The 20229-nt window shown below is 72.2% G+C and carries 19 protein-coding genes; 9 read left to right on the top strand and 10 right to left on the bottom strand.

Annotation, left to right across the window (positions count from 1 at the left end):
* Positions 1–45: 45 nt before the first annotated feature.
* Positions 46–795 carry an MIP/aquaporin family protein gene (locus tag ACSQ2D_RS04350; RefSeq protein WP_435984790.1) on the bottom strand — a complete coding sequence of 250 codons (750 nt, stop codon included), beginning with the start codon at positions 793–795 and terminating at the stop codon, positions 46–48.
* Positions 796–936: 141 nt separating this feature from the next.
* Here ACSQ2D_RS04350 and ACSQ2D_RS04355 point away from each other — a divergent pair, with 141 nt between their 5' ends.
* The 5 genes from ACSQ2D_RS04355 to ACSQ2D_RS04375 all read left to right on the top strand — a co-directional run bounded on the left by ACSQ2D_RS04355 (position 937) and on the right by ACSQ2D_RS04375 (position 8504).
* Positions 937–2532, top strand: a complete 1596-nt coding sequence (locus ACSQ2D_RS04355) for an amidase family protein (RefSeq protein ID WP_435984791.1) — start codon at positions 937–939, stop codon at positions 2530–2532.
* Positions 2533–2645: 113 nt separating this feature from the next.
* Positions 2646–5315 (top strand): GAF domain-containing protein, encoded by a 2670-nt coding sequence (locus ACSQ2D_RS04360; RefSeq protein WP_435984792.1) that lies wholly within the window; start codon positions 2646–2648, stop codon positions 5313–5315.
* On the top strand, positions 5312–5704 hold the full coding sequence (locus ACSQ2D_RS04365; RefSeq protein WP_435984793.1) for a response regulator: 393 nt from the start codon (positions 5312–5314) through the stop codon (positions 5702–5704). Before ACSQ2D_RS04360 ends, ACSQ2D_RS04365 begins: the two co-directional genes overlap by 4 nt.
* The gene (locus ACSQ2D_RS04370) at positions 5701–6861 is read left to right on the top strand and encodes a response regulator (protein ID WP_435984794.1); all 1161 of its coding nucleotides are present in this window, start codon (positions 5701–5703) and stop codon (positions 6859–6861) included. Before ACSQ2D_RS04365 ends, ACSQ2D_RS04370 begins: the two co-directional genes overlap by 4 nt.
* Positions 6858–8504, top strand: coding sequence for a peptide ligase PGM1-related protein (locus ACSQ2D_RS04375; protein WP_435984795.1), 1647 nt, complete (start codon positions 6858–6860; stop codon positions 8502–8504). The genes ACSQ2D_RS04370 and ACSQ2D_RS04375 overlap by 4 nt, the downstream gene beginning before the upstream one ends.
* Before the next feature lie 4 nt (positions 8505–8508).
* Here ACSQ2D_RS04375 and ACSQ2D_RS04380 read toward each other — a convergent pair whose 3' ends face one another.
* The gene (locus ACSQ2D_RS04380; RefSeq protein WP_435984796.1) at positions 8509–8706 is read right to left on the bottom strand and encodes a hypothetical protein; all 198 of its coding nucleotides are present in this window, start codon (positions 8704–8706) and stop codon (positions 8509–8511) included.
* Positions 8707–8880: 174 nt separating this feature from the next.
* On the opposite strand from ACSQ2D_RS04380, the gene ACSQ2D_RS04385 reads away from it, so the two are divergent.
* The gene (locus ACSQ2D_RS04385) at positions 8881–9567 is read left to right on the top strand and encodes a Crp/Fnr family transcriptional regulator (protein WP_435984797.1); all 687 of its coding nucleotides are present in this window, start codon (positions 8881–8883) and stop codon (positions 9565–9567) included.
* Between the two features lie 231 nt (positions 9568–9798).
* On the opposite strand, the gene ACSQ2D_RS04390 is transcribed toward ACSQ2D_RS04385, so the two are convergent.
* From ACSQ2D_RS04390 to ACSQ2D_RS04400, 3 genes are all read right to left on the bottom strand, one after another.
* Positions 9799–11127 (bottom strand): hypothetical protein, encoded by a 1329-nt coding sequence (locus tag ACSQ2D_RS04390; protein ID WP_435984798.1) that lies wholly within the window; start codon positions 11125–11127, stop codon positions 9799–9801.
* On the bottom strand, positions 11124–11624 hold the full coding sequence (locus ACSQ2D_RS04395; protein ID WP_435984799.1) for a SigE family RNA polymerase sigma factor: 501 nt from the start codon (positions 11622–11624) through the stop codon (positions 11124–11126). Before ACSQ2D_RS04395 ends, ACSQ2D_RS04390 begins: the two co-directional genes overlap by 4 nt.
* 145 nt (positions 11625–11769) lie before the next feature.
* Entirely contained in the window at positions 11770–12645 is an 876-nt protein-coding gene (locus tag ACSQ2D_RS04400) for an alpha/beta fold hydrolase (protein WP_435984800.1), read from the bottom strand.
* Positions 12646–12792: 147 nt separating this feature from the next.
* Between ACSQ2D_RS04400 and ACSQ2D_RS04405 the strand changes: the two genes are divergently transcribed.
* Positions 12793–13119 carry a DUF952 domain-containing protein gene (locus tag ACSQ2D_RS04405; protein ID WP_435984801.1) on the top strand — a complete coding sequence of 109 codons (327 nt, stop codon included), beginning with the start codon at positions 12793–12795 and terminating at the stop codon, positions 13117–13119.
* Positions 13120–13180: 61 nt separating this feature from the next.
* On the opposite strand, the gene arfB is transcribed toward ACSQ2D_RS04405, so the two are convergent.
* The 3 genes from arfB to ACSQ2D_RS04420 all read right to left on the bottom strand — a co-directional run bounded on the left by arfB (position 13181) and on the right by ACSQ2D_RS04420 (position 15881).
* On the bottom strand, positions 13181–13636 hold the full coding sequence (gene arfB / locus ACSQ2D_RS04410) for an alternative ribosome rescue aminoacyl-tRNA hydrolase ArfB (RefSeq protein ID WP_435984802.1): 456 nt from the start codon (positions 13634–13636) through the stop codon (positions 13181–13183).
* 270 nt (positions 13637–13906) lie between these two features.
* On the bottom strand, positions 13907–14683 hold the full coding sequence (locus tag ACSQ2D_RS04415; protein WP_435984803.1) for an SDR family NAD(P)-dependent oxidoreductase: 777 nt from the start codon (positions 14681–14683) through the stop codon (positions 13907–13909).
* 52 nt (positions 14684–14735) lie between these two features.
* On the bottom strand, positions 14736–15881 hold the full coding sequence (locus ACSQ2D_RS04420; protein ID WP_435984804.1) for an acyl-CoA dehydrogenase family protein: 1146 nt from the start codon (positions 15879–15881) through the stop codon (positions 14736–14738).
* A gap of 137 nt (positions 15882–16018) precedes the next feature.
* Here ACSQ2D_RS04420 and ACSQ2D_RS04425 point away from each other — a divergent pair, with 137 nt between their 5' ends.
* Positions 16019–16915, top strand: coding sequence for a peptidoglycan DD-metalloendopeptidase family protein (locus tag ACSQ2D_RS04425; RefSeq protein ID WP_435984805.1), 897 nt, complete (start codon positions 16019–16021; stop codon positions 16913–16915).
* Positions 16916–17015: 100 nt separating this feature from the next.
* On the top strand, positions 17016–18281 hold the full coding sequence (locus tag ACSQ2D_RS04430) for an MFS transporter (RefSeq protein WP_435984806.1): 1266 nt from the start codon (positions 17016–17018) through the stop codon (positions 18279–18281).
* A gap of 91 nt (positions 18282–18372) precedes the next feature.
* Here ACSQ2D_RS04430 and ACSQ2D_RS04435 read toward each other — a convergent pair whose 3' ends face one another.
* Together ACSQ2D_RS04435 and ACSQ2D_RS04440 are read right to left on the bottom strand one after the other, a co-directional pair.
* The gene (locus ACSQ2D_RS04435) at positions 18373–19446 is read right to left on the bottom strand and encodes an ABC transporter ATP-binding protein (RefSeq protein WP_435984807.1); all 1074 of its coding nucleotides are present in this window, start codon (positions 19444–19446) and stop codon (positions 18373–18375) included.
* Positions 19443–20228 carry an ABC transporter permease gene (locus ACSQ2D_RS04440; protein ID WP_435984808.1) on the bottom strand — a complete coding sequence of 262 codons (786 nt, stop codon included), beginning with the start codon at positions 20226–20228 and terminating at the stop codon, positions 19443–19445. Before ACSQ2D_RS04440 ends, ACSQ2D_RS04435 begins: the two co-directional genes overlap by 4 nt.
* Between the last annotated feature and the right edge of the window lies 1 nt (position 20229).

Below are 20229 nucleotides of genomic sequence, written 5' to 3' on the forward strand. Positions count from 1 at the left end.
TGGGGCAGGCGCGCGTCTCAACGTTGGACAGTCGGCAAAGCCGGGTCAGGCCGGGACGTCGGCGCCCGTCGGGTCCGTGTCGGTCTTCGAGGTGGCCGTCTCGAAGAACGGTGCGGCCAGGGCTGCGATCGCGCCGCCCACGAGCGGCGCCACGATGAACATCCACACGTGGGCGAGCGGCTCGCCGCCGTAGAGCAGGGCCGGGCCGATCGACCGTGCCGGGTTGACCGAGGTGCCGTCGAGCGGGATGCCGACGATGTGGATCACGGTGAGCACGAGGCCGATCGCGAGCCCGGCGAAGCCCGGGGCCGCGGCCCGGCTGGTCACGAGGAGGACGACGAAGACGAGCAGGAAGGTGAGGACCACCTCGAGCACGAAGGTGCCACCCGCCGTGATCGTCGTGCCCCAGTTGTTGGTCCCGAGGGCGCCGGTCTCGTCCTTGACGCCGCCGAAGCTCGAGACCATGAGCTTGAGCAGGGCCGCGCCGAGGATCGCGCCGACGAGCTGGGCGATCCAGTAGTAGATCGCCTCGGTCGTCGTGATGCCCTTGCGCATGAGGACACCGAGGGTCACGGCCGGGTTGACGTGGCAGCCCGAGACGGGGCCGATGGCGTAGGCGAGGGCGAGCAGGACGAAGCCGAAGGCGAGGGCGACGGCGAGCCTGCTCATCGTCTCGAGGCCGACGACGGCAGCGCCGACGGCGAAGAAGACGAGGATGAACGTCCCGACGCCCTCGGCCACGGCTTTGCGCGTGAGGTCGGGAGTCGGGCCGGCAACGGTGCTGGAGTCGGGCATGAGAGTCCTTCCGTAGCAGGGCGAGCGGGCCCGATCCCCCGGGGCGCTCATGCTCAGAGTAGGGGTGAGGTGGTCTCGCGCACAGTCATCTGTGCGTCGTTTCGCTGTGCGGCCGTGCGGCGACCCGACATCATGGGCGGCGTGAACCGATACCTGCTGGTGGCCCGGTCGACGCTGACGGGCCTGCGGGTCAGGCGCGGCGCGGCGTCCTCACCACGGCTGCGCCCGCTGGACCTGTCCCCGTTCGAGGACGCCCTCCGTGGCTTCGACGGTGACCGTGCCGAACGCGTGGGCGCGCTCGTCCACGACGCGTCGATCGTCCAGCTCGGCCGGCTCATGGACTCCGGGCGGCTGTCGTCCACCGACCTGACCCTTCTGTGCCTCAGTCGGATTCGCGCGCAGGACGAGACGCTCCGCTCGCTCGTGGAGCTCAACCCGCACGCGCTCGTCGAGGCCGCATCGGCCGACGAGCAGCGCCGGTCGGGTGCGGTGACGTCCTCCCTGTGCGGCATACCCCTGACCCTCAAGGACAACGTCGAGACCGCGCCGCCCCTGCACACGACGGCGGGCTCCGCGCTGCTCGCCGACCACCAGGCCGACCACGACGCACCTCTCGTGGTGCGGCTCCGCGACGCGGGCGCCGTCATCCTCGGCAAGGCCAACCTGTCCGAGCTCGCGGGCGCGCTCTCGTCGAAGGCAGGCTTCAGCGCTGTGGGTGGCCAGTCCGTGAATCCCTTTGGGGCGCAGTTCTCCCCGGCTGGTTCGAGCAGCGGGTCGGCGATCGGGGTCGCGGCCGGACTCTGCGTCGCCAGCATCGGCACGGAGACGTCCGGCTCGCTCGTCGCCCCGGCTGCGTTCAGCGGGGTCGTGGCGATGAAGCCGAGCCGCGGTGTCGTCGCGACCGACGGCATCGTGCCCCTCGTGCACACCCAGGACTCGGCCGGCCCGGTCGCCCGCTCGGTCGCCGACGCCGCGGCCGTGCTCGAGGTCATCGCGAAGCACCCGGTGCCCACCGACCTCTCCGACGACGCGCTCGAAGGAGTGCGCGTCGGTGTCCTCAGGGTCGACGTCCTCTCCCAGACGTCACCCTTCGAGGACACGTCGGAGAACGCCACGGTGCTCGCGCGCGTCGTCGAGGGCCTGACCCGCGCGGGGGCGAGCGCAGCCGACGTCCTGCTCGGCCTGCGCGCCGACTCGCTCGACGAGTACGAGAAGGGCTTCGTGGAGGTCGTGCTCGGCGGCCTGCGCCACGAGACGCTGCCCTACCTCGCGGCTGCCACGGCAGCCGCCACGGCAGCCACGTCGGCGGCGGACGGCGACCGGCCACGCGTCACGACGGCAGCCGACCTCGCCGCCTGGAACCTCGCCGACCCCCGACGGCGTATGCCGTCCGGCCAGGCCTTCCTCGACCTCGCCGTCCTCCGGGGCGGGGACGCCGACGCGCACGCCGAGGCCGCGCGCGGCTACCGCGACCGGGCCGCCGCCCTTCTCGCCGAGACCTTCGACGGCACGCGCACGGAGATGCTCGTGAGCCTGTCGAACCGGCACTCCGCGGTCTACGCCACGGCGGGCTTCCCAGCGGTGACCGTGCCCGCCGGGATGCGCAGCAACGGGATGCCCGTCGGCGCCACCTTCATCGGCCGCATCGGAGAGGACGGACGGCTGCTGGCGATGGCCTACGCCTTCGAGCGCGTCACCCGCCTGCGCCGTGCGCCCATCGGAGCGGGCCGCCGCTAGACCGGCACGGCGACCCGGGGTGCCGGGCTCCCGATTTCCATGGTGCGCCGCGGGTTCGGGGAGGACACTCGTGTGGGGGACCACAGGGACTCACAGCGCGATGGGGGACTCGCATGAGCGGGTTCGAAGAGGCGGGCGGCGTGCCGGTCGAGGGCGCCCAGGAGCTCGCCGACCGGCTGGCGACGACGCAGGAGCAGCTGCGGGCGACGAGCGACATCCTCAAGGTGCTCACCGCCTCGACGACCGGTGGCGCGGCCAGTCGTGACGAGGTCTTCGACGCGGTCGTCGACAGCGCCCGGAGGCTCCTCGGCGCGCAGGTGGCGCAGATCTACCTCGTGCAGGGCGACTCCTACGTGCTCGCGCGGTCGAGCGGGCTGACGCCGGAGTTCGTCGACTTCGTCTCGCAGCACCCGATCACCCGCGACCGGGCGACGCTGGTCGGACGGGTCACCATCGACCGGAGGGTGCACCAGATCGAGGACGTCCTCGCGGACCCCGACTACCGCCGCACCGACTTCCAGCGGGTCGGCGGCTACCGGACGATGATGGGCGCGCCGATGGTGGTCGGTGACCAGGTCGTCGGGGCCCTCAACGTCTGGCGCACGCAGGTCGCGCCCTTCGACCGGTCCGCCGAGGAGCTCCTGTCGACGTTCGCCGAGCAGGCGGCGCTCGCGCTCCGGCACGTCGAGCTCTTCTCCGCGCTCGAGAGCCGGTCGGCCGAGCTCGCCCGCAAGGTCGACCAGCTCGAGGCCCTCGCCGAGGTGGGGGAGGCGATCAGCTCGACGCTCGTCGCGGACGAGGTGCTGACGACGATCGTCAGCCACGCCGTCGAGCTGTCGGACACCGACGGCGGGTCGCTCATGGAGTTCGACGAGGCGACCGGGCTCTTCCGGGTGCGTACGGCCTACGGCACGAGCGAGGACGTCATCGGCGCGCTGAGGAGCGCGGAGATCCACATCGACCGCACGTGGGTGGGCCGGGCCGCGCGCAGCCGCGAGGTGCTCCAGATCCCCGACCTCGACGCGGAGCCCGAGCCCCTCGACCCGCACCTCGCCGTGCTCCGCGGGTCGGGCTGGCGCTCGCTCGTGGCCATCCCGCTCGTGCGCCCCGACCGGGTCGTCGGCGCGCTCGTCGTGCGACGCAAGTCGACCGGGGCGTTCAGCGAGGAGACGTGCGAGCTGCTCGCGGCCTTCGCGAGCCAGTCGGCCGTCGCCCTGACCAACGCCCGCCTCTACCAGCAGCTCGAGCGGCAGAGCGTCGCCCTCGCGGAGGCCAGCCGCCACAAGTCGGAGTTCCTCGCGAGCATGTCGCACGAGCTGCGGACACCGCTCAACGCCGTCATCGGCTTCTCCGAGGTGCTCCTCGAGCGGATGTTCGGTGACCTCAACGAGCGGCAGGAGGACTACCTCGAGGACATCCACTCCGCCGGCCGCCACCTGCTCGCCCTCCTCGGCGACATCCTCGACCTGTCGAAGATCGAGGCCGGGCGCATGGAGCTCGACCTCACGACCTTCCCCATCGACGACATCCTCGTCCAGGCACTCTCGCTCGTGCGCGAGCGCGCCGCGCTGCACGGCATACGCCTGACGCTGGAGGCGGCCGACGGGCTCGGCCTCGTCACGGCCGACGAGCTGCGGCTCAAGCAGGTGCTGCTCAACCTGCTGAGCAACGCCGTGAAGTTCACGCCGGACGGCGGCAGCATCGTCGTCCGGGCCTGGCGCGACGGCGAGGACGTCGACGTCACCGTCACCGACACGGGCATCGGGATCGCGCCCGAGGACCAGGAGCGCATCTTCGACTCGTTCCAGCAGGGCGAGCGGTCGGCGTCGTCGAGCGAGGGCACGGGCCTCGGGCTCACCCTGAGCCGCCGCATCGTCGAGCTGCACGGCGGGCGGCTCTGGCTCACGAGCACCCCTGGTGAGGGGAGCACCTTCGGGATCTCGGTCCCGCAGCCCGACGCCGACCGCTCGGCCGGCGGCGACGTGTGGATGCTCGACGAGGGCCCCGCCGACGGCCCGACCGTCGTCGTCATCGAGGACGACCCCCGCTCGGCCGAGCTCGTCGAGCTGCACCTGCGCGCGGCCGGGCTCCGGGCCGTCGGTGCGTCGACGGGCGAGCAGGGACTCGACCTCGTGCGGGCCCAGGACCCGGTGGCGGTCGTCCTCGACATCCACCTGCCGGGGATGGACGGCTGGGAGGTCCTCACCGAGCTCAAGAGCGACCCGGCCACGGCCGACGTGCCCGTGGTCGTCGTCAGCGTCGAGCCGGAGCGCGGTCGCGGCTTCGCCCTCGGGGCCACGGAGTACCTCGTGAAGCCCGTCAGCGGCGAGCACCTCCTGGCGGCCGTGACCCGGCTCCTGCCACCGCCGCGCGCGGACGAGCAGAGCCCCCGGCTGCGCGTCGTCGTCGTCGACGACGACCCCCTCGCGCTCAAGCTCGTGCGCAGCACCCTCGAGCCGCTCGGCTGGGAGGTGCACACGTGCGCCGGCGGCCAGCAGGCGGCGGACCTCGTGCGGGCGGTCGAACCGTCCGTCGTCGTCATCGACCTGCTCATGCCTCACGTGGACGGCTTCGCCGTCATCGACGAGCTGCGGCCGCACCGCGACTCCGACGGGCCGCCCATCGTCGTGCTGACCGCGAAGTCGCTGACGCCACAGGACCGCTCGCGGCTCGAGGGGCGCATCGCGTTCGTCGCGGAGAAGGCCGGCATCGACCTCCCGGGCCTCGCGCGGCGTCTCGCGACGGTTGCGGCCGAGCACGTGCGGGAGGGGGAGGGTCCGTGAACGAACTGCCGGTCGTGCTCATCGTCGAGGACAACCCGCGCAACCTCAAGCTGGCGCGGGACGTGCTGGAGTATGCCGGCTTCTGCGTCGTCGTGGCCACCAGCGGTGAGGAGGCGGTCGAGCAGGCGAGGACGAGCCTGCCGGACGTCATCCTCATGGACCTCCAGCTGCCCGGCATCGACGGCTTCGCCGCGCTCGAGCTGATCCGTGACCACGAACCGACGGCGCACATCCCGGTCGTCGCCCTGACGGCGTTCGCGATGCACCGCGACCGCGAGCGGGCCCTCGTCTCGGGGTTCGCGGGCTACCTCGAGAAGCCGATCAGTGTCCGTGAGTTCCCGGCGCAGGTGCGCCGCCACCTGCCCCGACGCGAGGCCCGGGACCCGTGACCTCGGTCCACGACGACGCGATGGTCCTGCCGCTCACGGGCGTGCGGGTCCTCGTCGTCGACGACCTCGAGCAGAACCGCAAGCTCATGCACGCCGTCCTCGAGCCCCGCGGCTTCGTCGTGCGCTCGGAGTCGTCGGGGCCCGCTGCGCTCCGGGCGCTCGCCGAGTGCGAGGTCGACGTCGTCCTGCTCGACGTGCTCATGCCCGTCATGGACGGCTACGAGACGTGTGCGCGCATCAAGGCGGACCCCCGCACCGCGATGCTGCCGGTCGTCATGGTCACGGCGAGCGGGACCCAGCAGCGGCTTCGGGCCCTCGAGGTCGGCGCCGACGACTTCATCACCAAGCCGTTCGACCAGGCCGAGCTCATGGCGCGGGTGCGGTCGCTGGCGCGGGTCAAGCGCCTGCACGACACGGTGCTCGAGCAGACCGTCGCCCTCGAGCGCTGGAACGCCGAGCTCGAGTCGCGCGTTGCCGAGCAGGTGGACGACCTCGACCGGCTGGGCCGGCTGCGCCGGTTCCTGTCGCCGCAGATCGCGGGACTCATCGTCGAGTCCGGCGACGAGTCCTTCCTCGAGAGCCACCGCCGCGACATCACGACCGTCTTCACCGACCTCCGGGGCTTCACCGCCTTCGCCGAGACCGCCGAGCCCGAGGAGACCATGTCGGTGCTGCGCGACTACCACGGCGTGCTCGGTGAGCTCGTGTTCGCCTACGAGGGCACGCTGGAGCACTTCGCCGGCGACGGGCTCATGGTGTTCTTCAACGACCCCCCGCCGTGCCCCGACGCCCCCGAGCGGGCCGTGCGGATGGCGCTCGACATGCGTGACCGCGTCGACGACCTCGCGTCCGGGTGGTCGCGGCAGGGGCACCACCTCGGCTTCGGGGTCGGCATCGCACAGGGCTACGCGACGCTGGGTCGCGTCGGCTTCGAAGGTCGCTGGGACTACGCGGCCATCGGCACGGTCACCAACGTCGCGGCCCGCCTCTGCGCGGCCGCCGCTGCCCGGCAGATCCTCATCAGCCCCCGCGTGCGCGCCGGGCTCGACGAGCGCTTCGAGACGCGCTCGCTCGGGCCGGTGGAGCTGCGCGGCATCTCGCGGCCCCTCGAGGTCCACGAGGTCATCGGCACCGTCGACCAGGAGGACGTCCCATGAACCCGCCGACACAGGTCCCCGCCGTCTCCGCCCCGATGTCCGCGGCCGGCCTCGCCGACCTCGACGAGAAGGCGCGGGGTCGCCTGTTCGACGACCTCCAGCAGCACCTGCCCGAGGTCTATCGCCTGTGGGGGCAGAACGACCCGCGGGAGTCGGTGGTGGTCGTGCCCTCGATGAGCGCCGACGGGCTCGCGCCGTCGGCGGGGGCGATGAACCAGGCGCTGGAGGAGCGGCTCCTGTTCCTCCTGCTGCTCCTGCGTCAGCCGCGTCTGCGGATGGTCTACGTCAGCTCGATGCCGATCAGCGAGAAGATCATCGAGTACTACCTGTCGCTGCTGCCCGGCGTGATCCCGAGTCACGCCCGTGCCCGACTCCAGCTCGTGTCCGTGGGCGACTCGTCGCCGAGGCCGCTCATCGACAAGCTCCTGGACCGCCCGCGCGTCGTCGCGCGCATCGCATCACTCGTGCCCGACGCCGCCCGCTCGCACCTCATCCCCTACACGAGCACGACCCGGGAGCGTGACCTCTCCCTGCTGCTCGGCATCCCGATGTATGCCGCAGACCCGCGCCTCTACCCGCTCGGTACCAAGACCGGCTGCCGCAGGGTCTTCGCCGAGGCAGGCGTCGAGCATCCCTTCGGTGCCGAGGACCTCCACTCGGTCGACGACGTCGTCGATGCCGTGCTCGAGCTGCACGCGTCGCGGCCCGACGCGCAGTGGGCGATGGTCAAGCTGAACGAAGGCGTGTCGGGCTCGGGGAACGCCCTCGTCGACCTTGCGGGCCTGCCTGTGGGACAGGAAGACCCGGATGACGGTGGTGGTGCAGCGACACTCCGCGCTGCCGTCACTGAGCGGGTCGGGGCGATGCAGCTCGAGGACTCGAGGATCGAGATCGAGGCCTACCTGCGCCGGCTCGCCGAGCGCGGCGGCATCGTCGAGGAACGTGTCGTCGGTGACGAGGTGCGCAGCCCCAGCGTGCAGCTGAGGGTCACCCCCCTCGGGGAGCTCGAGATCCTGTCGACGCACGACCAGGTCCTCGGCGGGCCCACGGGGCAGATGTACCTCGGCGCGCGCTTCCCGGCCGACCACGCGTACGCGCTGGCGATCACGCGGGAGGCGGAGGCGGTCGGTCGCGTCCTGGCCGAGAAGGGTGTCATGGGTCGCTTCGCCCTCGACTTCGTCGTCGTGCGCCACGGTGACCGGTGGGAGGCTCACGCCATCGAGATCAACCTGCGCAAGGGCGGCACGACGCACCCGTTCCTCACCCTGCAGTTCCTGACGGACGGTTCGTACGTCCACGAGGAGGGCTGCTTCCGCACCCCGTCCGGGGCAGAGCGCCACCTCGTGGCGACTGACCACCTCGAGGACGAGTCGCTCCGAGGGCTGCGCGTCGACGACCTCTTCGACCTCGTGGCGTGCGCCGGCCTGCACTTCGACCAGTCTCGACAGGTGGGTGTCGTCTTCCACATGATCAGCTCGATCACCGAGTGCGGTCGCGTCGGCATGACGGCCATCGGGGACACGCCAGACTCCGCCCAGGATGTGTTCGACCGGGCGGAGTCGGCGTTGCTCGCCGAGGCGCGTGCGTCGCTGGCGCCGCTCCCCGTGCCCCTGCGGGGGCGCCTCGGCGAGGGTCTGCGGTGACCGTTCAGGGAGCGATCGAGGCCGAGTGGATGAGGGCCCCGACGAACGCCTGGTGCCACGTCAGCCGGGCCACGACGGAGCGGGCCGAGGCGCCGCCGCAGTCGCACTCCCACGTCCACCCGCCACGGGGCAGCCGCGTCACCCGTGGGTGGTGGTGCGCCAGGTCGGGGTGGACCCGTCTGTGTGCCGTCGTCGTCGTCATGGAAGTGCCTTCCCTCGGTGAGGGGTTCGCTGCCCCTCGTCCTGCGGATGTCCCGGTGCGGTCACGATCTGGTGTCCTCACCCCCGACGGTCCCTCCGACGCGGATCGCCGTCTGTGCCCGTGGCGACACCCGGAGCGTGCTCGCCGGCACCCGGTCCGGACGGTGGGGCGGCCGTGACCCTCGACCTCGGGCTCCTCTCGGACCTGTCGCCGGCCGAGCGTCGGGAGGTCGTCGCGACGATGCACCGGCACACGTACGACGCGGGAGAGGTGGTCTTCCACGAGGGTGACGCCGCCGACACCGTGCACTTCGTCGTCGAGGGACGTGTCGTCGCGCGTCGGTCGTCGGAGCAGGGGGACCGGCTGGCCTATGCCGTCATGGGTCCGGGCCAGGCCTTCGGCGAGCTCGCGATGATCGTGCGGGCCGGCCGGCGGACGGCGACGATCGAGGCGGTGGAGCCGACCGTGACCCTGTCCCTGTCCTTCGCGGACTTCGAGCGCCTCTGTGACCGGCACCCCGAGGTCCGTCGTCTCCTCGTTCGGTTGCTCGCAGCCCGGGTCAACCGCCTCACCGACGCGCTCATGGAGGCCCTGCACACACCGGCCGAGCTTCGAGTCCTGCGCAGTCTCGTTTCCCTGTGCGGGGTGTATGCCGTTGCCGCACAGTCACGTTCGCCGGTGACGGTGCACCTCAACCAGTCCGAGCTGGCCGAGCTGGCCGGGGTGACCCGACCGACGGCCAACCGTGTCCTGCGCCGTCTCGAGTCCGGTGGTGTCGTCGCCCTCGACCGTGGGCGCGTCACGGTCGTGGACCCGGCGGCCCTGCGCCGGTCGGCGACCGGCGACCGCGGGCCCGCCTGACGGCATACGACCGGGGACGCGTGCGACCCCGCCCGCTCCGGGTCGGAGCGGGCGGGTCCGCCGAGCCGTTCAGTCCTGGCGTCGGTCGGCGGAGACGCGTCGACGAGCTGCGTGGACGCACCCGTGAGTTGCCGGTGTGCACCTGCGCGGACCTCCTGACCCCGAGCACGTATGCCGCCCGCCCGGGTGGGCGGACGGCATACGTCGGTGGTGGGTCGGCGCGACGGCCGGTCAGCGCGGGACGGTGTAGCGCGGGTCGGTGGACCCGCCCGCGTCGCGTGTCGGGAGCTCGGCCCCGACGTCGTTGCAGGAGAGCGCGATCGAGCACTGCTGGAGCGTGTTCCGGGTGGCCGGCGACAGCGGCTGGGAGGTGTTGCGCGAGATGCGGAAGGTCGACTCGTCGTCGTCGAGGTGCCACGTCCAGCCCGAGACGACGCGGTCGCCGGTGCCGCCGAGCACGGTCGTGCCGTCGCTGACGCGGACCACGCCGGCGCTGAACCAGAAGCCGCCGTCGACGTAGTGCGAGCCGACGAGATAGGTGCCCCGGCTCGAGAAGGCGGTCGGCATGAACATGGCGGGGTTCTCGCCGGCACCGCACCGCTCGACGGTCTTCGGGAACGACGGCTTCGTCAGGTCGACGACGGCCCAGCACGCCTCGTCCATCGCGTCGGTCGCGACGAACCACTGGAGAGCGGCCCGCGTGCGGTCCGGGGAGACGGCCACGACGTGCGCGGGCAGCGTGCGGGTCTCGCCGGTGGCGACGTTCCACTCGACGGACCCGCTGGTGGCTCCCGCGTCGAGGTAGGCCCGGTCGCCGACGACCGCGGCGACCTGCCGGACCACGGCCGGAGTGGTGCCGTCGCTGACCGGGTCCTGGAGCCTCGCGACCACACCACCCGCTGCGGTGTAGACCACTACGGTGTCCTCGCTGCCGCCCTTCGCCAGGACGCGAGACCCGTCGGGGGAGACGACGTACATGCCGGAGGCGCCGAGGCTGCGCACGGTGCGTCCCGTCGGGGACAGGATCTCCATCTCGCTCTGCGAAGAGCCGGTCGACAGGTGCGACTGGAGCACGAACCCCCCGTTGGACAGCACGGCGAGGCTCTCGACGACGGTCCCCTTCTCGAGCTGGACCACGGTGTCGCCGAAGCGGATCGTGTCGTCGACGGCGTATGCCGTGTCGCGCGTCGCGGTCGCCCGCACCGTCTCCGGGGTGGTCGTTGTGCCGGCGGTCGGGGGAGCCGTCGTGGCCGAGGGGGCGGGTGCGGTCGTCGTGGACGGCACCCCCTCGGTCGGCACCGAGCTGCTCGGCGACGGGACCGAGCTGGTCGAGGTCGTGAGGGCAGGGACCGGCGCCGTGCCGCGGCCGGCCGACCACACGGTCGGCACGGCCACGGCGATGACGGCGACGGCTGCCGCGGCGCCGAGCACGGCCCGGGTCCGCTGGTCACGGCGGCGGCGCGCGATGGCGCCGGGAGCGAAGTCCCCGGACACCTCGACGCCGTCGGCGTGCTGTCGGAGCAGGGCGTGGAGCTCGTTCGCCTGGTCTGGCGTCGTCACGACGTGACCTCCTTCATGCGGCTGCGCAGCGAGCTGATCGCTCGGCTCGTGTGGCTCTTGACGGTGCCGACGGAGACCCCGAGGATCTCCGCCGTCTGGGCCTCCGTGAGGTCCTCGTAGTAGCGCAGGACGACGGCGGCCCGCTGCTGCGGCGCGAGCGAGCGGACGTGCGCCCACAGCTCGGAGTCGTGCGCGGTGGCCGGCGCTGCCGCCGGGTCCATGACGCGGATCAGCTCGCTGTCGGTGCGCTCCCGGTGGCGCCAGGCGCGGCGCCACCACGTCGTGTGCTCGTTGACCATGACCTTGCGCACGTAGGCGTCGGGCGACTCGACCGTGCTGATGTGGTCCCACTTGGCGTAGACCTTGGCCAGCGACGACTGGACGAGGTCCTCGGCGCTGTGCGGGTCCCCGGTGAGCAGGTACGCGAAGCGTGCGAGCGACGTCTGCCGCGCCCGCACGTAGGCCGAGAAGTCGACCTCGCGCTCGGTGTTTCCCACTGACGTCCCCTGTCTGGAGTGGCTGGACGCACCCTCAACGCGGTGGGGTCACCCGGAGGTTGTCGTCCGGCACGATCTTCCCCGAGAACGGTACGGGGCTGCAGCGGGACCACACGGCATCCGGTGCCGGGCGCCGGCGTCGGCGTCAGCCGTGGATGAACCGCTCGAGGACGCTCGCGAAGCGGTCCGGCTGCTCGAGGTGCGGGAAGTGGCCGGCGCCCTCGAAGAGCACGACCTCGGCGCCCGGAAAGATCTCGGGCGCCCTCTCGGCGTGGCCGACGGGGATCATCCGGTCCCGCGTCCCCCAGATGACGAGCGTGCGGATGTGGTCGGCGGTCGTCAGCTGCCCGTGCGCGTTGACCGTCTGGCCGCCGGGGTCGATGACGCCGCGGGTCGTGGCGAGGAAGGCCCGACGGCTCTCGGCATCCGAGAGGGACGTGAAGCCCTTCCACGCGGCGGAGACGTCGGCACTCGGTCGCCACCCCAGGCCGCGGACGGCCCGACCGACGGTCTCGACGCGTTCGCGCACCCAGGCCGAGGCGATGACCGGCAGCACGAGCTCGGCCCCGGGGAGGGTGGCGGAGCGCAGCAGCGGGCTGACGGAGCGCCCGAGGCCACCGCTGGAGACGAGCACGAGAGCCTCGACGCGCTCCGGGAAGAGGTAGCAGAACTGCATGGCGATGCCGCCGCCCAGGGAGTGGCCGACGAGCGTCACCTTCTCGATGCCGAGACGGTCGATGAGGTCACGCAGGATGGCGGCGTGGGAGCCGAGCGAGTAGTCGCCGACGGGCTTGGCGGAGGCGCCGTGCCCGAAGAGGTCGGGGATGACGACCCGGTGCTCGGTGTCGAGCCGGTCGACGAGGTGGGTCCAGTTCTCGTGCGAGCCGAGCAGGCCGTGGATGAAGAGGATGGCGGAGCCGTGGCCGGTGTCGACGTAGGAGAGGTCGTGACCGCCGAGGTTCGCCACGCTCGGCGGGAACCTCAGCTCGGCCTCGTCGCGCGGTTCCTGCGTCCTGGTCATGCTGCGCCGTCCTCCCAGCAGGTGCGTGCGGCCGGGGACTGCGGTCGACCGCGATCCACACCACCAGCCTCTCTCTCCTCAGGGGCGGTGGGTGCTCGCTGAGATACACGTCACCGCCCCGAGGCTTCCTTGGTAGCGTCGCGCGGCATGATCTACCACCTCGCCGAGCAGGCCCACTGGCAGCAGGCACTGAGGGACGGCCGCTACGTACGCTCGACGCGCGGCCGCTCGCTCGCCGAGGAGGGCTTCGTCCACGCCTCGTCGGAGCAGCAGTGGCCGGTCGTGCGGTCGCGCTTCTACGCCGACGTCACCGAGCCGCTCGTGCTGCTCCACGTCGACGAGTCGAGGCTGTCCTCGCGCGTCGTCCACGAGGTCGGCGACCCGGCGACGGGTGAGCTGTTCCCGCACGTCTACGGCCCCATCGAGGTGGACGCCGTCGTCGACACGACGATCCTCGCGCCACCCCACGCCTGACCGTCGAGAGGCCAGGCCCGGCCGCTCCTCGACGGTCGAGGGTCATGCACGGCCGCCGGCCTCACTCGGGCTGAACGCGACCCCGACCCGACTTGACCTGCGACCGGCGCTTCTTGCCCTCGATCCGTCGGCGCTGCGAGCCCCGCGTCGGCTTCGTGGCCCGGCGTGGCGGCGGCGGGGGAGCGAGCCCCTCGCGCAGGAGGTCGACGAGCCGCTCGCGGGCGGCGGCCCGGTTGCGCAGCTGGGACCGCTGCTCGGACGCCACGATCGTGACCCGGCCGGCGACGAGACGACCGCCGAGGGCAGCGACCAGGCGCTCGCGCTGGGCCGGTGTCAGGGCGGTCGAGGACCCCGGGTCGAAGACGAGCTCGACCCGGCTGTCCGTCGTGTTGACGCCCTGACCGCCGGGGCCGGACGACCGGCTGAAGCGCTCGACGAGCTCGGCCGCGGGGATGACGAGTCCGCGCCGCAGGCCGGGACCGGCCGCGATCACGAGGTCACCGCCTGGCTCGTTCACTCCACCATTCTGCCCGCGCACAGAGGGTGCGCGACCATGTCGCGCACGGAAGCGACCACTCGACGGGTAGGGGCGTGGCCACTCGACCTGCGCGGAAGCGACCACTCGACGGGTGGGGGCGTGGCCACTCGACCTGGGCGGAAGGGACCACTCGACGGGTGAGGGCTGACCCATGAACTGTCGAGTGGTCATTTCTGCACGGGTGGCGGAACGCCGGATGCCGTCCCTCCGTGACGGGGGGACGGCATCCGGTCGAGCGGCGTCGGTGACTCAGCGAGGCGGCATGCGCAGGGCGCCGTCGAGGCGGATGACCTCGCCGTTGAGCATCGGGTTGTCGACGATGTGGCGCACGAGGTTGGCGTACTCCTCGGGGCGGCCGAGGCGCGACGGGTGCGGCACCTGCTTCTCGAGGACCTCCTTGACCTCGCCCGGGAGGCCGGCCAGCATCGGCGTCTCGAAGGTGCCCGGCGCGACCGTCATGACACGGATCGCCTTGTCCGCGAGGTCGCGAGCCGCCGACAGCGTGAGCCCGACGATGCCGCCCTTGCTCGCGGCGTAGGCGGCCTGGCCGATCTGGCCGTCGAAGGCGGCGATGCTCGCCGTGTTGACGATGACGCCGCGGTCGCCGTCGACGGGGTCGTTGGCGAGCATCGCGGCTGCTGCGAGGCGCAGGACGTTGAACGAGCCGACGAGGTTGATGTCGATGACCGTCTTGAACGTCTCGAGCGAGAGCGGGCCGCCGCGGCCGATGACCCGACCGGGAGTGGCGACACCGGCGCAGTTGACGGCGATGCGCAGCTCACCGAGCTCGGTGGCCCGGTCGATCGCGGCCTGCACCTGGGCCTCGTCGCGCACGTCGGCCGCGACGAAGACGGCGCTGCCCTCACGCTGCGCGTTGAGCTCGTCGACGAGGGCCGGAGCGGTCGATCCGTCGAGGTCGATGATGACGACGGTGGCGCCGTCGGCGACGAGACGGCGCGCCGTGGCGCCCCCGAGGCCGGAGCCGCCACCGGTGACGACGGCGACGGTGGACGAGTTCAGCTGCATGACAAGCCTTTCGGGCGTCGGTGGGTCAGCGGGATCAGGCGAGAGGTCGGCGTCAGCGGGCGAGGAGCTGGCGCGAGATGACGAGGCGCTGGATCTGGTTGGTGCCCTCGAAGATCTGGGTCACCTTCGCCTCACGCATGTAGCGCTCGAGGGGAAAGTCCTCGGTGTAGCCGGCCCCGCCGAGCACCTGCACGGCGTCGGTGGTCACCTTCATCGCGGCGTCGGTCGCGACGAGCTTGGCGACGGCGGCCTCCTTGCCGAAGCCGCGGCCGGCGTCCTTGAGCCGGGCCGCGTGCAGGTAGGTGGCGCGCGCCGAGGTGACGGCGGCCTCCATGTCGGCGATGAGGAAGGCGAGGCCCTGGAAGTCGGCGATGCGCCGTCCGAACTGCTGCCGCTCGGTCGCGTAGTCGGCGGCGGCGTCGAGGGCCGCCTGGGCCAGACCGGTGGCGGCGGCGGCGATGCCGAGGCGGCCGGCGTCGAGGGCAGACAGCGCCATCTTCATGCCGTCGCCCTCGCGGCCGATGAGGCGGGCGCCGTCGACGGGCACGCCGTCGAACATGACCTGCGCGACGGGGTCGCAGTGCAGACCCATCTTGCGCTCGGGCTCGGCGAACGTGAGGCCGGCGGCGTCACCGGGGACGATGAAGGTCGACAGGCCCTTGCCGCCGTCGTCGGACGTGCGCGCGAAGGTCGTGTAGTAGTCGGCGTGGCCGGCGTGCGAGATCCACGCCTTGGTGCCCTTGAGCGACCAGCCCTCGTCGGTGCGGGTGGCCCGCGTCGTCATCGAGGCGATGTCGGAGCCGGCGAGCGGCTCGGAGAGGCAGTAGGCGCCGAGCTGGTCGCCCGAGAGCATCGCGGGCAGCAGGGCCTCCTGCTGCTCGCGGGTGCCGAACGTCGCCACGGGGTATGCCGTGAGGCCGTGGACGCTGACCCCGACCGCCACGCTCATCCAGGCGGACGCGATCTCCTCGACGACCTGGAGGTAGACCTCGTAGGGCTGGTCGGCCCCACCGAACTCCTCGGGGTAGGGCAGCGACAGCAGGCCCGCCCGACCCAGGGTGCGGAAGGTCTCCTCGGGGAAGGTGCGGGCGCGTTCGGCGTCGTCGACCTTCGGCGCGAGGTCCTTGCGGCAGATCTCTCGCGTCAGCTCGATCAGGTCGGCGGCTTCGTCGGTCGGCATCAGCCTCGTCGCTGGCATGGCTCGATACTAGGACGTCCGAGCATTTCGTCCAAAGTGTGAGACGAGCCCCGCGGGCGAGGGTTAGGCGCGTGTTAGGCGACATCGGTTCAGTGGGCAGCACAGGCCACCACCACACCGCTCGGGAAGGACACGAGATGTTCAGGAGACTCGTAGTAGGGCAGGTCGCCGTGCTCGGCGTCGCAGTCGCTCTCGTCGGCACCGCGCCGACCGCCGGCGCCACGGCCCGCAACGGGGTGTGCGAGTCAGGCGAGTTCTGCCTCTACTACAACAGCGGCAACGCCGGGTCGCGCGTCGACCTCGTCAACTCCCAGCGCGACTACGGCACCGGCTCGGGGTGCATCGAGTTCGTGAGCAGCGGCTCGGGCCAGGGCCAGTGCGTCAAGAACAACACCGCCTCCGTCTGGAACCGCACCGGCACGTCCGTGTTCGTCTTCTACAACAGTGACTTCGGTGGCGTCTACGACGAGGTGCCCAACGGCGCCCAGGTCGACCTCGACGCCAACGTCAAGAACGAGAACGCCTCGCAGATCATCGGTGACGCCTCGCTGCGCTTCCCGCTCGCCGTCAACCAGGCCGCCATCACGAACCGCACGCCGCACTGGTGCTGGGACAGCAAGGTCAACTGCCACCACGACTACAACGCCTCCGACATCTTCGCCGCGACCGGCACCTCGGTCCTCTCGCCCGTGGCCGGCACGGTCATGACGAAGACCCTCCGCGCCGGCAGCACGGGCTGTGACAGCGTCGGCAGCACCGTCACCGTCAAGGACGGCTTCGGGCGGCTCTGGTACTTCGCCCACATGGACGACAGCCCCGCGCCGGTCGTCTCGATCGGTCAGTCGGTGACCAAGGGCCAGCGCCTCGGCTACGTCGGCACGAAGTACCACGCCCTCTGCACGGACTCCCACCTTCACATCGACATGCGGGTCGGCGTCGACTCGCGCGTCTCGTGCACCGGCGCGGCCTGCACCGGCTACGGCTTCGTCAACGACCAGCCGCTCCTGCGCAACGCCTTCCTCGCTCTCCCCTGAGCCGGGTGTCGAGACCGTCGTATGCCGTCCGGCCGGCCGGACGGCATACGCCCTCGGAAACCCCGCGACGCCGGCACCCCGCGAGCCCTACCGTCGGAGCGTGCTCACGCTCCTGCGGCGTCCGCCGCGCGAGGCGGACGCGACGTCCACCTTCTACGTGCTGACCGCCGTCGCGGCCTTCGCGTATGCCGCGTGCTTCACCCTCAACCTCGTCTTCCAGTACCGCGTCGTCGGCCTCGACCCCTTCCAGATGGTCCTCGTCGGCACGGTGCTCGAGGCGACGTGCTTCGTCTTCGAGGTGCCGACCGGGATCGTCGCCGACCTGCACAGCCGTCGCGTCTCCGTCATCGTCGGCTTCTTCCTCGTCGGGGTCGGCTTCGCCGTCGAGGGAGTCGTCGCGACCTTCGCCGCCGCGCTCGTCGGCAACGTCATCTGGGGCATCGGCTACACCTTCACGTCCGGTGCGCTGCAGGCCTGGATCACCGACGAGGTGGGGGAGGAGCACGTCGCGCGGGTCTTCACCCGGGAGACGCAGCTCGACCTCGCCTTCGGCTTCCTCGGCACGCTGGCCGCCGGGGGGCTCGGCCTCATCGCCCTCCGGGTGCCGATCGTCGTGGCCGGCGTGACCCTCGTGCTCCTGGCCGCAGGTCTGGCGGTGACGATGCCGGAACGGCACTTCCACCCGACACCGCGCGGCGACCGCGAGACGTTCGGGCACCTCAAGGACCAGTTCGTCGCCGGGCTGCGCGTCGCTCGCGGGCGGCAGGTCGTGCGCGTCTTCCTCCTCGTCAGCGTGCTCGTCGGGCTCTCGAGCGAGGTCTTCGACCGGCTCTGGCAGGTGCGGGTGCTCGACACCTTCGCGATGCCGTCGTTCCTCGGCGGCGACCCGGCCCTGGCGTTCACGGCATTCGCCCTCGTCGGGTCGGTCATCTCCCTCATCGCGTCCGGGGCGAGCAGCCGCTGGCTGCCGGCTCGGGTCGTCGACGAGAACCCCGGTCTGCCGGTGGCGCTCGCTGCCGCGGCCCAGGTGCTCGCCGTCGTCGGGGTCGCCCTGCTCGGCAACCTCTGGCTCGTCCTCGCGGCCCTGTGGCTCCACAACGCGAGCAGCGCCTTCAGCGCTCCGATCCAGGCGACGTGGCTCAACCGGAACCTCGAGTCGTCCTCGCGAGCGACGGTGCTGTCGATGAACAGCCAGGCCAACGCGATCGGCCAGGTCGCGGGTGGGCCGCCGCTCGGGGCGCTCGCGACCCGGACGTCGATTCCGCTGGCTCTGCTCGTCTCCGCGGCGGTGCAGCTGCCCTCCGTCCTGGCCTTCCTCCGCGTCCGCCACTCCACGTCGAGTGAGCGCCCCGTCACCATCGAGTGAGCGCCCCGTCACATGGACATGGGGCGGGGCGCTCACTCGAGTGGGGTTGGAGCGCTCACTCGAGTGGGAGGGGCCGGGGAGGGGCGGAGGCTCAGCGGGGGTAGGTGCGCACCTCGGTGGCCTTGACGGCCGCCCACACGTCCTGACCGACCTGCAGCCCGAGCGCCGTGACCGACTCGAGCGTCACCTCGGCCGTGAGCGGCACGTCGCCGACGAGACCGACGCGGGCCGACTGGCCCTGCATCGTCACGGACGCGATGCGCAGCCGCCACGCGTTGCGGGGTGACCCCTCCGGCTCGTGCCGGTGCAGCGACACCGCGCTCGGCGGGACCGTCGCCCACACCGACCCCTCGGTCGGGCTCGTCGTGACGATGAGCCCGCCGTCGGCGGTGTGGACGTGCCCGTGCGAGTCGCCTTGTGCGGCATAGAGGTTGAGCCCGACGACGGTGGCGACGTAGGGGCTGCGTGGCTCGCTCAGCACCTCGGCGGGCGTGCCCGCCTGAGTCACCCGTCCGTCCTCGACGAAGACGAGGTGGTCGGCGAGGGTCAGTGCGTCGAGCGGGTCGTGGGTGACGAGCACCGTCACGCCGTCGTATGCCGTCAGGCGGGCTGCGAGGTCGCTCCGTGTCCGCGCGCGCGTGTCGGGATCTAGCGCCGCGAGCGGCTCGTCGAGGAGGAGGAGCGCCGGGTCGGTGGCCAGGGCGCGGGCGAGGGCCACGCGCGCCTGCTGTCCCGACGAGAGCTCACGGGGGCGCGAGGCGGCTCGGTCGGAGAGTCCGACGCGGTCGAGCTCGGTGCGCGCGCGGTCTCGCGCCTCGTGTCGCCCGATGCCGCGGCTGCGCGGGCCGTAGGCGACGTTGTCGAGGGCGCGCAGGTGGGGGAAGAGCAGGCTGTCGGCGAGCATGAGCCCGACGGCACGCTGCTCCGGCTGGAGGCGGCGCCGACCGTCGTCCCACACCTGGCCTCCGACGCGGACGTGGCCCTCGGCGAGGGGCAGCACGCCGGCGAGCGCGAGGACGGTGGTCGTCTTGCCGCCGCCGTTCGGGCCGAGGACGCCGATGACCTGGCCGGGCTCGGCCGTCAGGGCCACGTCCACCTCGATCTCACCGCGGGACAGGCGGATCCGCGCGTCGAGCCCGGCACCGGCGCGGCTCGGAGCGCTCATCGGAGCCACCGCCCGCGCAGCACGCCGAGCACGAGCACGCTCACCGCGAGCAGCATGATGCTGATCGAGATCGCGACCTGCGGGTCGCGCTCGAGCTCGACGTAGACGAGGAGCGGCAGCGTCTGGGTGCGACCCTGGAAGTTGCCGGCGAAGGTGATCGTCGCGCCGAACTCACCGAGCGCGCGGGCCCACGCGAGCGCGAGGCCGCTCGCGATGCCGGGCAGCACGAGGGGGATCCCGACGGTGTGCAGGTAGCGCAGGTCGCTCGCCCCGAGCGTTCGGGCCACCGACTCGAGCCGGGGGTCGAGCCCGCGCATCGCGCCCTCGACGGCGAGGACGTAGTACGGCATGGCGACGAAGGTCTCGGCGAGCACGACGGCCACGGTCGTGAAAGGGATCTGGATGCCGAACGGCGTGAGGTACTGGCCGATGAGCCCGTTGCGGCCCCACGTCATGAGCAGGGCGACACCACCGACGACCGGCGGCAGCACGAGGGGCACGGTGAGCAGCGCCCGCACCCAGCTCGTGGCCCGGCGGTCGGAGCGGGCGAGGAACCAGGCGAGGGGAGTGCCGAGCAGCAGGCACAGCAGGGCCGTGACCGACGTCGTCGTCAGCGAGAGCCGCAGGGCCGGCAGGACGGTGGGGGTCGCGAGGTCGGACGGGATGCGCGCCCAGTCGGCCCGCAGCAGCAGCGCGACGAGCGGCACGACGAGCAGCAGCAGCGCGAGCGCCGCGGGGACGCCGAGCGTGACCCGCGAGCGCCACCGGGCGGCATACCTCATG

This window comes from Terrabacter sp. LjRoot27 (genome assembly GCF_964254175.1).
Lineage (GTDB): Bacteria > Actinomycetota > Actinomycetes > Actinomycetales > Dermatophilaceae > Terrabacter.

Bases quoted from the DNA above. Each gene is read 5' to 3' on its own strand.
- ACSQ2D_RS04350 (WP_435984790.1), bottom strand. From the start codon at position 795: ATGCCCGACTCCAGCACCGTTGCCGGCCCGACTCCCGACCTCACGCGC.
- ACSQ2D_RS04360 (WP_435984792.1), top strand. From the start codon at position 2,646: ATGAGCGGGTTCGAAGAGGCGGGCGGCGTGCCGGTCGAGGGCGCCCAG.
- ACSQ2D_RS04375 (WP_435984795.1), top strand. From the start codon at position 6,858: ATGAACCCGCCGACACAGGTCCCCGCCGTCTCCGCCCCGATGTCCGCG.
- ACSQ2D_RS04380 (WP_435984796.1), bottom strand. From the start codon at position 8,706: ATGACGACGACGACGGCACACAGACGGGTCCACCCCGACCTGGCGCAC.
- ACSQ2D_RS04400 (WP_435984800.1), bottom strand. From the start codon at position 12,645: ATGACCAGGACGCAGGAACCGCGCGACGAGGCCGAGCTGAGGTTCCCG.
- ACSQ2D_RS04405 (WP_435984801.1), top strand. From the start codon at position 12,793: ATGATCTACCACCTCGCCGAGCAGGCCCACTGGCAGCAGGCACTGAGG.
- ACSQ2D_RS04415 (WP_435984803.1), bottom strand. From the start codon at position 14,683: ATGCAGCTGAACTCGTCCACCGTCGCCGTCGTCACCGGTGGCGGCTCC.
- ACSQ2D_RS04420 (WP_435984804.1), bottom strand. From the start codon at position 15,881: ATGCCAGCGACGAGGCTGATGCCGACCGACGAAGCCGCCGACCTGATC.
- ACSQ2D_RS04425 (WP_435984805.1), top strand. From the start codon at position 16,019: ATGTTCAGGAGACTCGTAGTAGGGCAGGTCGCCGTGCTCGGCGTCGCA.
- ACSQ2D_RS04435 (WP_435984807.1), bottom strand. From the start codon at position 19,446: ATGAGCGCTCCGAGCCGCGCCGGTGCCGGGCTCGACGCGCGGATCCGC.
- ACSQ2D_RS04440 (WP_435984808.1), bottom strand. From the start codon at position 20,228: ATGAGGTATGCCGCCCGGTGGCGCTCGCGGGTCACGCTCGGCGTCCCC.